Annotated in this window: 4 protein-coding genes; 3 read left to right on the top strand and 1 reads right to left on the bottom strand. The window is 70.2% G+C overall.

Annotation, left to right across the window (positions count from 1 at the left end; genetic code table 11):
* The first annotated feature begins 24 nt into the window (after positions 1-24).
* Genes ACJ512_RS03285 through ACJ512_RS03295 form a run of 3 tightly spaced genes read left to right on the top strand, consistent with a single transcriptional unit; the run spans position 25 to position 14899 of the window.
* A complete protein-coding gene (locus tag ACJ512_RS03285) occupies positions 25-1686 on the top strand; it encodes an acyl-CoA dehydrogenase family protein (protein WP_407685688.1) in 1662 nt (553 codons plus the stop codon).
* Positions 1683-9371, top strand: coding sequence for an SDR family NAD(P)-dependent oxidoreductase (locus ACJ512_RS03290; protein WP_407685689.1), 7689 nt, complete (start codon positions 1683-1685; stop codon positions 9369-9371). Before ACJ512_RS03285 ends, ACJ512_RS03290 begins: the two co-directional genes overlap by 4 nt.
* A gap of 11 nt (positions 9372-9382) precedes the next feature.
* Positions 9383-14899: an ATP-binding protein gene (locus ACJ512_RS03295; RefSeq protein WP_407685690.1), complete on the top strand. Its 5517-nt coding sequence runs from the start codon at positions 9383-9385 to the stop codon at positions 14897-14899.
* On the opposite strand, the gene ACJ512_RS03300 is transcribed toward ACJ512_RS03295, so the two are convergent.
* A complete protein-coding gene (locus ACJ512_RS03300; RefSeq protein WP_407685691.1) occupies positions 14888-15631 on the bottom strand; it encodes a 4'-phosphopantetheinyl transferase family protein in 744 nt (247 codons plus the stop codon). The genes ACJ512_RS03295 and ACJ512_RS03300 overlap by 12 nt on opposite strands.
* Positions 15632-15635: the final 4 nt, after the last annotated feature.

Raw genomic sequence — 15635 nt, forward strand, 5'->3', positions numbered from 1 at the left:
GCGCGACCGGAACGAAGTGCAGCGATGACCACCAACGTCGGCCTGGACCGGGACAGCCTCGAGATGATGCTGACGTCACTCGACGAGTTCGTCGCCGAGGCGTTGCCGGATGACCGCCGCTTGGAGCTCGACCACGACGACGTCTGCCCCGAGGAAACCGTCCGCGCGATGTGCGGGGAAGGCCTCGGCGTGCAGCTCGTCTTCATCCCGGAGGAGTACGGCGGATTCGGGGGCGGGACGTTCGACTCCTACCGGGTCTGCGAGCGGCTCGCCCGCTTCGACATCGGGATCGCCACCTCGGTATTCGCCACGTTCCTCGGTAGCGACCCGATCGTGGTCGGCGCCACCGCCGAGCAGCGCAAGGAATGGCTGGGACGCATCGCGGAACAGGGCGTGCTGTTCGCCTATGCCGCCACCGAGCCCGAAGCGGGAAGCGACCTGGCCGCGCTGACGACGACAGCCATGCCGGTGTCGACCGACGGTCAGGTGACCGGCTATCGACTCAACGGGCGCAAGCAGTGGATCAGCAACGGATCGATCGCGGACTTCTACTCGGTTCTGGCACTGGCGCCGGGCGGCCCCTCCTGGTTCGTCGTGGAGAAGGGCACCCCCGGCTTCTCGCACGGGCCTCCGGAGGACAAGCACGGCATCCGATTGTCCGACACAGCCGCGCTGTTCCTCGATGACGTGACGGTGCCGGCGGAGAACCTCGTCGGCCGGGAGGAGGGCCGCGGGCTCATCCAGGCCCAACAGGTGTTCGGCTATACCCGGGTGATGGTGGCCGCCTTCGGCCTGGGCGGCGGCTGGTCGGCATTGGACCGGGCGATCACCTATTCCGCCGAGCGAGTGCAGGGCGGCGCCCCGCTGTCGACCAAGCAGGGCTTCACCCACAAGCTGATCGTGCCGCACGCGGTGCGATTGGAGGCGGCGCGCGCGTTCATCGAGGAGACGGCCACCCGAATCGACGACGGCGAAGGCGCCGGTGGCGCGCTCAACACCGAAGGCGCGATCGCCAAGTATCTGGCCACCGAGGCCGGCAACGCGGCCGCCGAAGCCGCGATCCAGGCACACGGCGGCTACGGCTACACCCGTCCGTATCTGGTGGAAAAGATCAAGCGCGACGTCCGGATCACCATGATCTACGAGGGGACCTCGGAGATCATGGAGATGACCATTGCCCGCGGCCGCTGGCAGCAACACCTCAAGACGTCAGGCGCCTATTACCGTGACGCGGCGCGCGACCTGGACGGCGTACCCGGGGAATGTGGTGGGCCCACGGCGGCGCTGGCGCTGGAATGCCTGGCCGCGGTGCTGGAGGCCTGCCGGCTCGGCCGGCTGACCCGCAGCCAGCACGTTCTGCTGCGGCTGGGTGAACTGATCAGCTACGCCGAGTGTGCCGCCGCTCTGGCCCGCCGCGCCACGGCCTCCGCCGCCGGTGCGTTGCCGGAGAAGTCGGACACCCGCTTCGATGCGGCCGCGCTCGCCGCGGTCAGCCGGGTTTTCGCCCGGGAGGCGGCGCTCAAGGTCGCCGAGGAGGGCTTGCGGTGGGTGGCCGGCGCGGGCTCCGGGGCTGACCTTGCCGCGGCCCTGCCGCTTGACCGGGTACGGGCCGCGCAGGCCGGCCTGCTCAGCGACATGGACAGGGTGGGGGACGCGCTCTATCGAAGACAGGGGGGATCACCATGACGACCACGATGCAGGAGCCGATCGCGGTGGTCGGGGTCAGCGCGATCATGCCCGACGCGCCCGACGCCGCCACCTTCTGGGCCAACATCAAGGCCGGCCGATACAGCATCAGTGACGTGCCGCCGGAGCGGTGGGATCCGGAGCTTCACTACGATCCCGACCCCCGCGCGCCGGACAGGACCTACTCCCGCATCGGTGGTTGGGTCCGCGACTTCTCGTGGGAGCCGCTGGCGTGGCGGCTACCGATCCCGCCGGCGGTCGGCGCGCAGATGGACGACGGCCAGAAGTGGGCGGTCGCGGCCAGTCGTTCGGCTCTGCTGGAGGCCGGCTGGCCGGACTGGACGGTGGACCCGGAACGGGTCGCGGTCATCATCGGCAACGCCATCAGCGGCGACAAGCAGCACCGCACCAACCTGCGGATCCGGTTTCCGGTGTTCGCCCGTGAGCTGCGCGCGGCCCCGTCGTTCGCGGCGCTGCCCGAACCGGTGCGCGAAGCCGTGCTCGCCGAGACCCACGCCTCGTTGGTCGCCGGAATCGGCGAAATCACCGAGGACACCATGCCCGGAGAGCTGGCGAACGTGATCGCCGGCCGGGTGGCGAACCTGTTCAACTTCCGCGGCCCCAACTTCACCACCGACGCGGCATGCGCCTCGGGGCTGGCCGCCATGTCGGTCGCGGTGCGGGGATTGCAGGCCGGCGACTTCGATGCCGCCGTCACCGGCGGCGTCGACCACAACATGGACGTGGCCGGGTTCATCAAGTTCTGCAAGATCGGCGCGCTGTCGGCCACCGGCACTCGCCCATTCGACGCAGGCGCCGACGGCTTCGTGATGGGTGAGGGGGCCGCGCTGTTCGTCCTCAAGCGACTGTCCGACGCCGAGCGGGACGGTGACCGGATCTACGCGGTGCTGGTCGGCCTGGCCGGCTCCAGCGACGGCCGCGGCAAGGGCATCACGGCCCCCAATCCGGTTGGACAGCGGCTGGCGGTGGAGCACGCCTGGGCGGCGTCTGGTCTCGACCCGGCGGTGGCCACCTGCATCGAGGCGCACGGCACGTCCACGCGCGTGGGCGATGCCGCCGAGCTGGCCAGCTTGACCGACGTGTTCGGCAAGGCCGGTGCGCCGACCGGTTCGATCGCACTGGGCTCGGTGAAGTCCAATATCGGCCATCTCAAAGGCGCGGCCGGTGCCGCCGGCCTGTTCAAGACGGTGCTCAGCCTGCACGAGAAGGTGCTGGCGCCCAGCCTGCATTTCGAGCAGCCCAACCCCAACGTGGACTGGGATGAGATCCCGTTCCGGGTCAGCACCGAGCTTCGTGAGTGGCCGGCGCCCGAGGGCGGGGTGCGCTGCGCCGGGTTGAGCGCCTTCGGGTTCGGCGGCACCAATTTTCACGCCGTGCTCGAGGAGTATGTGCCCGGTCGGCACCGCCCTCCCCAGGAGGCCCGGTCGTATCCGGGCGCGACGATCGAGCGCCGGTCTTCGGCGGCGCCGACCGCGCCGAGCGCGCCGACCGCTGCGCCGGTGGGGTCGAAAGCTCCGCTGCGGGGAGCGGCAGTGGTGGGCGGGGCGGATGATGCCGAACTGATCACACACCTGGAGCGGCTTGCCGCGCAGGCTGAGGTCATGAAAAAGGCCGGCCACGCCCCTGCAGTGGCTGCGCCGGACCCCGCCTTGGCGAGCGCGGCCGTTCGGGTCGCCATCGACTACGCCGACGCGGCCGACCTGGCGACCAAGGCGACAAAGGCGGTAGAGGCGCTGCGGGACGGGAATCCGGCCGTGTGGCGGATATTGCGCACCCAGGGTGTCTTCCTCGGCCGCGGCGCGCCGGGCAAGGTCGCGTTCCTCTTCACCGGTCAGGGGTCGCAGTACGTGAACATGCTGGCCGACCTGCGAGAGCGCGAGCCGATCATCCGGGCGACGTTCGACGAAGGTGACCGCGTCACGAGACGGTTGCTCGACAAGCCGCTCACCGAGTACATCTTCGCGGACAACCCCGATGAGGCCGCCGCGCAACGGCTGGAACAGCAGCTCATGCAAACCGAGATCACCCAGCCGGCGGTGCTGACCGCGGATGTTGCCCTGGCCCGGCTGCTCGAGGCATACGGCGTGCGGCCGGACATGGTGATCGGCCACAGCCTGGGTGAATACGGCGCCCTGATGGCCGCCGGCGTGTTGTCGTTGGACGCTGCGCTGGAAGCGGCCGGCGCCCGCGGCCGGGCGATGGCGGACCTGCACGGTCCTGACAACGGTGCGATGGCGGCCGTGACCGGTCCGCTCGCCGAGATCGAGCGGATCGTCGGTGAGACCGACGGATACGTCGTCGTCGCCAACATCAACAGCACCAACCAGGCTGTGGTCGGCGGTGCCACCGACGCCGTCGAGCGTGCTGTCGCGGCATTTCGGGCCGCCGGCATGAACGCCTCCCGGCTCCCGGTCAGCCACGCGTTTCACACCGCGATCGTGGCGCCGGTCAGCGAACCACTCAAGACGGTCCTGCGTCGGCTCGGCGTGCATCCGCCGCGTCTGCCGGTCGTGTCGAACGTGACCGGCGACTTCTACCCGGCGGACGCCGACGTCGACACCGTGCTGGACCTGCTCAGCCGTCAGATTGCCTCGCCGGTGCGGTTCGTCGACGGGCTGCGCACGCTGTACGAGGCGGGCGCCCGCGTCTTCGTCGAGGTCGGCCCGAAGAAGGCGTTGCACGGTTTCGTCGAGGACGTGCTCGGCGACCCAGAACACGACGATGTGCTCGCGCTGTTCACCAACCACCCGAAAACCGGCGATGTTGCCTCGTTCAACCGGGCGTTGTGCGGGCTCTACGCCGCCGGGCTGGGTTTCACCCCGCCGCCGGCGGCCGACGCCGACACCCCGGTCGTGGCGACCGCTCCGCAAACCGCGGTGCCGAACGGGAGGACCGCGATGACCAGCGAGCAGTACGCCGAATTGGGCCGGCTGGTCGTCGATGTCGTCGAACACGGCATGGACGCCGCATCCGGCGCCGCCGCTGCATCGACGTCCGGCACCGCCGCGCCGGCTGCTGCCGAACCGGTGGTGATAACCGGCGCAGCGCTCGGGCTGCCCGGGGTCGAGCGGGTCTTCGACGACGAAAACATCGCCAGGATCCTCGACGGCCAACAGTTCATCGACACCATTCCGCACCGGCTGCGCCGGTCGATTGTCGACCGGCACATCACCCGTCTGGTCAAGCGCGCCTCGGGCGACCCCACGTTCGAGACGATCGCCAACGAGGCGGACGTCATCAAACTGGCCGGCCGCAGCGCACCGCTGGACGTGGTGGCCGAGTTCGCGGTCGACGCCGCCCGCGACGCCGCGCTGGACTCGACCACCAAGCTGGCAATTGGTGCGGGCTTCGACGCCCTGCGCGACGCAGGGATCCCGCTGGTCATGCACTACAAGACCACAACGCTGGGCACTCAGCTGCCCGACCGGTGGGGGCTGTCGAATTCGATGCGCGACGACACCGGCGTCATCTTCGCCTCCGCGTTCCCGGGTTACGACAACTTCGCCCGAGACCTCGAGCGGTATTACGTCGACCGGAGCAACAGGGAGCAATTGCTTGCACTGGAAGCTGTGCGCGCCCGGATGAGCGGCGACGAACCCGCCGCGGCGGAGGTCGACCGGCGCATCCACGAGCTGCGCCACGCGTGCGAGTCGGACCCGCACGTGTTCGACCGCCGGTTCATCTTCCGGTGCCTGGCGATGGGTCATTCCCAGTTCGCCGAAATCATCGGCGCCCGCGGGCCCAACACGGCAATCAACGCCGCGTGCGCGAGCACCACGCAGGCGACCACGCTCGCCGAGGACTGGATCCGGGCCGGCCGCTGCCGCCGGGTGATCGTGGTGTCCGCCGATGACGCCAGCTCCGACGCGCTGCTGCCCTGGCTGGGGTCGGGATTCCTGGCTTCCGGGGCCGCCGCCACCGACGACATCGTCGAGGAGGCCGCCACACCGTTCGACCAGCGGCGGCACGGAATGATCCTTGGCATGGGGGCGGCCGCCTTTGTGGTGGAGTCCGCCGAAGCTGCCCGCGAGCGCGGGCTGCAGCCGATCTGCGAAGTCCTCGGCTCGGTCACCGCGAACAGCGCCTTTCACGGCACCCGGCTCGACGTCGAGCACATCGGCGGTGTCATGGAAAATCTGCTTGCCCAGGCCGAGGCTCGCGGCGTGGACCGCCATGCCATCGCCGCCAGCACCGTGTTTGTGTCCCACGAGACCTACACGCCGGCCCGCGGGGGCAGCGCCGCGGCCGAAATCAGCTCTCTCCGAAGGGTTTTCGGGTCCGATGCCGATGCCGTGGTCATTACCGACACCAAGGGCTTCACCGGGCACGCGATGGGCGCCGGCATCGAGGACGTCGTGGCGATCAAGTCGCTGGAGACCGGTCTGGTACCCCCCGTCCCGAACTTCAAGGAGCCCGATCCGCAGCTTGGCCGGCTGAATCTGTCGGTCGGCGGAAGCTACCCGGTGCACTATGCGCTCAGGTTGGCCGCGGGCTTCGGTTCGCAGATCGCGATGACGCTGATGCGCTGGACGCCGGTGCCCGACGGTCGGCATCGGCCGCCGGACGAACTCGGTTACGAGTACCGGATCGTGGATCGGCCCGCCTGGCGGCGCTGGCTCACGCTGGCTACCGGTACCTCCGATGCGCAGCTCGAGGTTGTCCAGCACCGGCTACGGGTCGTGGACACCGGTGCGCGCGAGAAGGCCGTGCCCGCTCCGGCTCCCGTGCATGCCCCGACCGTGCAGCCTGGCCGGGTCGCGCCAACGCCCGTTTCGGCGGAGCCGCCTCCTGCCCCGGCACCCGAGCCGCCGCCGGCCCCGGAGCCCGCGGCGCCGGCCGGGGACGAGGTCACCGACGTCGTGGTCGGTATCGTCTCTGAGCTCACGGGTTATCCGCCCGATCTGCTCGACGTGGATCTGGACCTGGAAGCCGATCTCGGGGTGGACACGGTCAAGCAGGCCGAGATCTTCGCCGCGATCCGCCAGCACTACGGGGTGGCCCGCGACGACACGCTGAAGTTGCGTGACTTCCCCACCCTCACCCATGTCGTCGGCTGGATCCGCGACAAAACGGAGGCCGCTGCGCGCCCAAAAGCGCCAGCTGAGAGTCCCGAGGCAGCGCACAGCTACGTCGCGGCGGCTCCTGTCGTCGAGCCCACCATCGAAGGGGACATTTCCGCGACGGGCCGGATCACCCGGCAGGTGCCGGTACCCGCGCTGCGCCCGGCCCTGGCGGCCTGTGTGCCAACCGGGGTCACGCTCGGCAACGGCACGCGCGTCGCCGTCATGCGCGACCAAGGCGGTGTTGCGGATGCGCTGATCAGGCGGCTGACCCGGCTCGGCGTCGATGTGGTGGCTATGCAGCCCGACGACGACATCGAAGCCGTCCTGGACACCGTCCCGGGCGACGCGGTCGACGGCGTTTACTGGCTGGCGGCACTGGACGATGAGGGCCCGCTGCACGAGCTGGACCTGGCCGGCTGGCACGAAGCGCTCCGGCGCCGCGTGCGCAATCTCTACACCGCCATGCGACGCCTGTACGAGCGCAGTCCGTTCCTGGTCGTCGCCACCCGGCTGGGTGGACATCACGGCTACGACGCGGCGGGGGCGACCTGCCCGCTGGGCGGAGCGGTCACCGGGTTCGCCAAGGCGTATCGGCGCGAGCGGCCCGACGCCCTGGTCAAGGCGGTCGACTTCCCCGTCAACCGCAAGACCGTGGCACTGGCCGACGTGCTGATCGACGAGACACTGCGCGATCCGGGCTGTGTTGAAGTCGGCCATGCCGATGGCCGCCGCTGGGGTGTCGGCCTGGCGGAACGTCCGTTCCCGGAGGTGGCCAAAGCCCCTGGCGAGGTTCTCGGCACCGAGCCGGTATTCCTCATCACCGGCGCGGCAGGCAGCATCGTTTCGGCGATCACCGCCGACCTGGCCGCGGCGTGGCGCGGCACCTTCCACCTGCTGGACCTGGCACCGGAACCCGACGCCGCCGACGCCGACCTGCGCCGGTACACCCAGGACCGGAAAGGATTCGAAGCCGAACTGGCGACGCGGATGCGTAACCGGGGCCAGCGTCCGACACCGGTCCTGATCGAGCGCGAGTTGGCGCGCTTCGAACGCCTGCAGGCCGGGCTGGTCGCGATCCGTGCGATCGAGGCCGCCGGCGGTTCGGCGCGCTACCACAGCGTCGACCTCACCGACGCGGCCGCGGTGGCCGAAGTGATGGCCGAAGTGCGCAAGACCAGCGGTCGCATCGACGTTCTGCTGCACGCCGCCGGGGTGGAGGTCAGCCACCCGCTGCCCGACAAGGAGCCCGAGGAGTTCGACCTGGTGCTCGGGGTCAAGGGCGACGGGCTGTTCAACGTGCTGCACGCCGTCGGTCGCGGAGGGGCCGACCTCCCGCTGGGCGCCGTCGTGGCGTTCAGCTCGGTGGCCGGCCGGTTCGGCAACTTCGGACAGACCGACTACAGCGCTGCCAACGACCTGCAGTGCAAGATCTTGAGCAACCTGCGCCGCACCCGTCCGGAGGTGCGGGCGCTGGCGATCGACTGGACCGCCTGGGGCAGCATCGGCATGGCCACCCGTGGGTCGATTCCGAAGATCATGGCGGCGGCCGGTGTGGACATGCTGCCCGCGGAGGCGGGCGTGGCGTGGATCCGGCGCGAACTCGGCGCCGGCATGCCCGACGGCGAGGTGGTCGTGGCCGGGGCGCTGGGCGCTCTCGCCGCCGAATTCCATCAGACCGGCGGCATCGACCCGACCGCGCTGAGGCCCGAAGGACCCATGATCGGCGAGGTCCTGCGCGCCGGTGTGCACGACGGGTTGGTGCTGCGCACCACGCTGGACCCGGCAACCCGGCCGTTCCTGGATCACCACCGCATCGACGGCACACCCGTGCTACCCGGCGTGATGGGCATGGAGGCGTTCGCCGAAGCCGCCCGGCTGCTGGCGCCGGACCTGCACATCGCCGCTGTCGAGAACGTCGATTTCGGGGTGCCGCTCAAGTTCTATCGGGACGAGCCACGCACGCTGACGGTCACGGCGTTGCTGCGCCCCGACGGAGACGACCTGCTGGCCGAGTGCCGGCTGTCGGCCGAGCGCATGCTGCCCGGTTCCGGCCAGCCGCAGCGCACCGTGCACTTCACCGGCTCGGTGCGGTTGACGGCCAATCCGCCCGAGCTCGCCGACGACCTCGTTGATCGCGGGGCCGACTCCGGCGGAGAAGTTCCGGCGCTGACCCCCGAGCAGATCTACCGGCTCTACTTCCACGGCCCGGCCTATCGGGTCGTCGGCTCCGCCTGGGCACGGGACGGCGGTGCGGCCGCCAGGTTCGCCGCCGATCTGCCGCCGCAGGCCGATGAGCCGGTGCTGATGGGGCCCCGACTGGTGGAGCTGTGCTTCCAGACCGTCGGGCTGTTCGAGGCCGGCACCGAGGGCGTCCTGGCGTTGCCGATGCACGTGGATGCCGTACAGCTGGGCGCCGACCCGACCGAACGTGCCGGGCTGGTCGCCTCCGTGCGCCCGGAGGGACACGGCGGTTTCGTCTGCACGGTCCGCGACGACGACGACAACCTGGTGCTCCGCGTCGACGGATACCGCACCGTGCCGCTGCCGGACGCCACGCCCGTGGACATCATCGCCCCGATCCGCTCCGTCCTGCACGGCTGAGGAGACACTTCATGGACAGGCAGATCCGCCGGCTGGCGATCGTCAACCGCGGCGAGCCCGCGATCCGCGCACTGACCGCGGTGGCCGAACTCAACCAGGCCGGCGACCAACCGCCCATCCGGACCGTGGTGCTCTATACCGACCCGGACGCCGACGCCTGGTATGTGCGCCAGGCCGACGAGGCCGTGCCACTCGGGACGGCGACCTTCGTTGACCCCGCCGACGGTAGCCGCCGGACGCGCTACCTGGACCGGCCCGCGGTGATGGCGGCGCTGCGCCGCAGTGCGGTCGATTCGGTGTGGGTCGGCTGGGGCTTCTTGGCGGAAGATGCCGCGTTTGCGCAGGCGTGCGAAGAGGCCGGCATCAACTTCGTCGGCCCGGACAGCGCCACCATCCGGCGGCTCGGCGACAAGGTGGCCGCCAAACGGCTCGCCGAGCAGGCGGGTGTCCCGGTGGTGGCCTGGAGCGGTGGACCGGTCGACGACGTGGCCGACGCGACCGCACGCGCGGCCGGGCTGGGCTATCCCCTGCTGGTGAAGGCGGCCTCCGGTGGCGGCGGGCGTGGGATCCGGACGGTTGACAACGACGCCGAACTCGCCGCGGCACTGCCGTCGGCTCGCGCCGAGGCGCAGCTCGCTTTCGATGACCCCACGGTGTTCCTCGAGAAGCTCGTACCGGCCGCACGCCACGTCGAAGTCCAGGTGATCGCGGACCACTACGGCAGCGTCTGGGCAGTGGGCGTCCGCGACTGCAGCCTGCAGCGCCGCCGCCAGAAGGTGCTGGAGGAATCGGCGTCAACGGTGCTTGACGCCGAGGCGGAGCAGGCGATCCGCGACGCGGCGGTACGCCTGGCCGCCGCGGCGGGCTACCGCAACGCGGGAACAGTGGAGTTCCTGGTGGACCCGGACACCGGGAGCTTCCTGTTCATGGAAGTCAACACGCGGCTGCAGGTCGAGCACCCCGTGACCGAGGCGACCACCGGGCTGGACCTGGTCAAGCTGCAGCTCCACGTGGCGTGTGGCGGGCGGCTGATCGGCGCGCCGCCGCACGTGTCGGGGCACGCGATCGAGGCACGGGTGTGCGCCGAGGATCCCGAGGACGCGTTCATCCCCGCGCCGGGCCGGTTGGCTCGCCTGCGCCTGCCGACCGGCAACGGAATACGCGTCGACGCGGGCGTCCGCGAAGGGGACCGCATCCCGCCCGACTTCGACTCGATGATCGCCAAAGTCGTCGCCTGGGGCGGCGACCGCCCCGAGGCCCTTGCCCGACTCCGCCGTGCACTGCTTGACACCACCATCGTGGTGGAAGGCGGCACTACCAACCGCTCGTTCCTACTGACCTTGCTCAATCGACCGGAGGTGCGCGACGGGCACTTCGACAACCACTGGCTGGACTGGCTGACCGGGGAGGCGGCGCACCTGCCCACCCCTGATCCCGTTGCCCTGCTGGTCGCCGCCGTGGAGTCGTACGACCTCGACGAGGCCGCCGAGCGGGCCGCGTTCCATGCCCGCGCCGCGCGCGGTGGCGCCGAAACGTCGGCCGAAGTGGGTCACCGCTGCCGCCTCCGTTACCGGGGCCGGCGCTACATCCTGGACGTCTACCGCACGGGTCTGGGTACCTACCGCGTCATCGGCGCCGGCGCAGCGGACGTCACCGTCTCCAACCGGGACGGCTACGAGCGGCGGGTCGCCGTCGGCGGCCGGGCGCACCGGGTGGTGTCGGTGGTGGAAGGTGCCACCCTGCGCGTCGACGTCGACGGCGCCGCGCACGCCGTGTTCCGCGACGACGGGGGGTTTGTGCGCAGCCCTGGGCCGGCATTCGTGGTCTCGGTTCTCGTGGCACCCGGTGATCAGGTCGCCGAGGGGGACCGGCTGGCCGTGCTGGAGAGCATGAAGATGGAGACCACCCTCACCGCGCCCTTCCCCGGAACCGTCGCTTCCGTCGAAGCCGGCGCGAACGTGCAAGTGGAAGCGGGAGCGCCCGTGGTCCGCATCGCGACGTCCGACACCGGTGAGAGCTCCGGCGCCGGCGCGGTCGACTTCACCGGGCTACGCGCCGCGGAGCCGCCCGGAACGCCGCCGTGCGAGCGCGTGTATGGCGCGCTGCGCTCGTACCTGCTCGGCTACGACCTGGATCCAGACTCGCTCCGGGCAACGCTGACGCGGCAGCGCCGACTGGGCGAGATTGCGGCGCCCACCGACACCGGTCTGCTGCGTTGCGAGGACGGCTTGCTGGACCTGTTCACCGATGTCGGCTCGCTGTACCGACCACGCGGCGAGCTCGAGCCGGAGGAGGCGCTCGTCAACGGCAGCACCCAGGAGTACCTCCTGTCGTTCCTGCAGTGGCTGGACGCGGATCGGGCCGGCCTGCCCGACGCATATCGGCGCCGGCTGGAGCGGGCGCTGTCGCGGTACGGACTGCACGGGCTGGAACGCACGCCGGAGCTCGAAGAAGCCGTCGTCTGGATGTTCCGCTCCTTCCGTCGGCTCGGCGAGCTGGCAGGAGCGGTGACCGCCGTTCTCCAGCGCAGGCTCCGCCACCGCGCCGAGCTGGCGCACCTTGCGGACCCCGAGATGCGGGCCCGGCTTGACCGGCTGGCGGCCATCGGAGGGCGCCAGCGCAGGGTCGCGGACCTGGCTCGCGATGTGCGGTTCCACTATTTCGACGAGCCGCTGCTCGCCGCGGCCGTCGCCGACGAGTACGCCCGTGTGCAAGAGGATCTCGATGCGCTGCGCGACGATCCCGACGGCGCCGACCGACCCGGCCGGATCGACCGCCTCGTCGCCTGCCCTCAGCCGCTGCGTGCCGAGCTGCTACGGCGATGGCGTTGCAGCCGCGACCCGGCCCTGCGTCGGGCGTTGGTGGAGGTGTACGTCCGCCGGTTCTACCGGATCAGGCAACTTCGCGATCTGAACGTCGGCGAACGAGACGGCCGGCTGCTGGGTAGCGCCGACTACGACGTCGACGGCAAGCCCATCCACTTGGTCACCGCATACGCGCCCTGGGCAGAGCTGCCCGAGCTGTCCCGCGTGATCGCCGGGCATCTGCGCACGGCCGATCCAGATCGGCAGGTCGTCGTCGATCTGGAGCTGTGGCGCTACGGCGAGACGGCTGATTTCGACACCGTCGCCGTCGAGGCCGAAAAACTGCTCACCGGATGCGATTTCGGACGCCTGTTGCGGCGCCTGGATCTGACCGTGACGACCCTCGACGGGGCCGCGCCGGAGCGCTTTCGCACCCATCACGTGACCTACCGGCAGCGGGACGGTCAATTCGTCGAGGAGCCGCTTTATCGCAATCTGCATCCGATGTTGGCGAAGCGTCTGGATTTGTGGCGCCTGGAGAACTTCGAACTGCGGCGGTTGCGCTCGGCCGAAGACGTGTACCTGTTCCATGCGGTGGCCCGCGACAACCCCGCCGATCAACGGCTCTTCGCGCTCGCCGAAGTGCGCGACCTGATCCCGGCCCGGGCCACCGGCGGTGCGCTGCGGTACCCGCGGCTGGAGCTGATGGGTTCACTGGCGCTGTCGGCGATGCAGGAGGCGCTGACCACATTCGAGGGGCGCAACCGGCCGGCCGCCAACCGGATGGTGCTCTACGTGCGGCCACCGTGGGGGGTCCCGCGTGACGCGTGGGACGAACTGGCCGGGTCGTTGGCCCCCTTGGCGGTCGACGCCGGGCTGGAGAAGGCAGTGCTGCGCGTGCGGTTCCGCGACGGTCGGGATGCAGTGCTCGAGATGGAGGGGCTCGACGCGGGTGTGACCGTGCGCGAACGCCCGGTGGGCCGGGAGCCGGTCCGACCGTTGACCGCGTATCAACAAAAATTGTTGCGCGCCAAGCGCTTCAATGCTCCCTACCCGTACGAGATCGTGCGCATGCTCACCCCTCCGTCCGGGGCCGTGTCAAGTTTTCCCGCTGGGCGGTTCGTCGAACACGACCTGGACGAGCACGCAGGCCTGGTTCCGGTGTCGCGACCGTACGGGAACAACAGCGCCAACATCGTGGTCGGCCTTTTGCGCAACGACACCGAAAAGGTGCCCGAAGGCATGACCCGGTTGGCGCTGTTGGGCGATCCGACCCGTGGCCTGGGCAACCTGGCCGAACCCGAGTGCCGGCGCATCATCGCGGCGCTGGATCTGGCCGAGCGGCTGCGGGTACCGGTCGAGTGGTTCGCGCTGTCGTCGGGAGCGAGGATCGCCATGGACAGCGGCACCGAGAACATGGACTGGATTGCCGCGGTGCTGCGCCGGCTCATCGAGTTCACCCAGGCCGGCGGCGAGGTGAACGTCGTTGTCACCGGGGTCAACGTGGGCGCCCAGCCATACTGGAACGCCGAGTCGACGATGCTGATGCACACTCGGGGCATCCTGGTGATGACTCCGGCCAGTGCGATGGTGCTGACAGGCAAACAGGCACTGGACTTCTCCGGCGGGGTCTCCGCCGAGGACAACTTCGGTATCGGCGGTTTCGACCGGATCATGGGGCCCAACGGCCAGGGACAGTATTGGGCGCCCACGCTGGCCGACGCCTGCGACATTCTGTTGCGCCATTACGAATACACCTACGTGCCGCCCGGTGAGAGATGGCCGCGTCGGCGCACCGCGACCGACCCGGTAGACCGTGACGTGCGATCTGCGCCGCATGCGGGCTACGACATGGCCACCGTCGGCGAGATCTTCTCGGCCGACCGCAACCCGGAGCGCAAGAAGCCGTTCGACATGCGCTCGGTGATGCGTGCGGTGACAGACGCCGATTCGGCGCCGCTGGAACGCTGGGGCCACTGGCGGTCCGCCGAAACCGCGATCGTGTGGGATGCCCACATCGGCGGCATCCCGGTGTGCCTGCTCGGAATCGAATCGCACACCGTGCCCCGGCGCGGTTTCGTGCCGGCGGGCGGCCCCACCTCGTGGTCGTCCGGGACGCTGTTTCCTCAGGCGTCCCGCAAGCTGGCCCGTGCGATCAACGCCGCCAGCGGCAACCGCCCGGTGGTTGTGCTGGCGAACCTGTCCGGGTTCGACGGGTCGCCGGAGTCCATGCGCCGCTGGCAACTGGAGTACGGGGCCGAAATCGGCCGCGCCGTAACGAATTTCCGCGGCCCGATCGTGTTTGTGGTGGTTTCCCGCTACCACGGCGGTGCTTTCGTGGTGTTCTCGACGAGGCTCAACGAGCGACTGGAGATCGCCGCCGTCGAGGGATCGTTCGCCTCGGTGATCGGCGGTGCGCCTGCCGCCGCGACCGTCTTTGTCCGAGAGGTGGAAGCCCGCACCGATTCCGATCCCCGGGTACGCGAGGCCGCCGAAAGGGCCAGCTCTGCGGCGGGTTCCGACGGCGGCGTCACACTGGCCCGTCTGGGCGAGATCAGGGCGTCGGTCCACGCCGAAAAGCTCAGCGAAGTCGCCGACGAGTTCGATCGCGTGCACACGGTTGAGCGGGCCCTCTCGGTCGGCTCGGTGGACCGCATCATCTCCGCAGAAGGGTTGCGGCCCTACATCGTCGATGCGCTCGACAGGGGTATGTCAGCGGTGTAGCGGCCGGTCGAGCCAAGAATGTCGCGGTTGGGCCGCAGCCAGCACGCCCGGATCGCGGAGGGTGACCGGCGGTTCTGCTGCCACCGCTGTCACCTCAGCGGCCACGGTGAGCAGGAAACGGCCATCTCGCCGCCACCAGCCGGGGAACACCGTTCCCTCGGTCGCATGCACCGTCAACTCGCCCCAGCCGTCACCGCGCGGAGCTGCCAGTGTCACCTCCAGGCTGCGGGTGTCCCGGCGCAGCCCGGTGCGCAACACCTTCAGTGCACTTTCTTTCGCCGACCAGATCAGGTTGGCCGCCGCGTCGCGCTCGTCGCCGGCGGGGTGCGAGGCCACCAGCCGTTGCTCGGTCGCGGTGAGGAAGTCGAGCACAAAACCGGGTGTGCGCGGCTCCACCAGCTCCAGGTCGCAGCCGACGGGATGTCTGCAGGTCACGCAGACCGCCCAACCGGCACGGTCGGTGATGGACACCTCCAGCCCGACCGGAGTTCCCTCGACGCACACGTACGGGGCGCCCCCGGGAGCATTGCGGACCTCGATGCCCGCCAGCGCCGCCGGGTCGGTAGACCGGCCGGTCACCGCAGCGACGGCATGCTTGGCGACCAGCCGGCGCAGCAGATACTCGGTGCGCCGCTTGGTGAACCGCAGCCCGGCCAGGCTGGCGGCCTCCGCGGGCGCCAGCCATCGCTCGCCGGCGGGCAGCGCGTCCTCGCCCATGGCGAGCCATCGCATGTGC

This window comes from Mycobacterium cajalii, from assembly GCF_045809005.2.
In the GTDB taxonomy this organism is placed as follows: Bacteria; Actinomycetota; Actinomycetes; order Mycobacteriales; family Mycobacteriaceae; genus Mycobacterium.

Excerpts from the sequence above, each read along its gene's own strand:
- ACJ512_RS03285 (WP_407685688.1), top strand. The coding sequence starts at position 25 with ATGACCACCAACGTCGGCCTGGACCGGGACAGCCTCGAGATGATGCTG.
- ACJ512_RS03290 (WP_407685689.1), top strand. The coding sequence starts at position 1,683 with ATGACGACCACGATGCAGGAGCCGATCGCGGTGGTCGGGGTCAGCGCG.
- ACJ512_RS03295 (WP_407685690.1), top strand. The coding sequence starts at position 9,383 with ATGGACAGGCAGATCCGCCGGCTGGCGATCGTCAACCGCGGCGAGCCC.
- ACJ512_RS03300 (WP_407685691.1), bottom strand. The coding sequence starts at position 15,631 with ATGCGATGGCTCGCCATGGGCGAGGACGCGCTGCCCGCCGGCGAGCGA.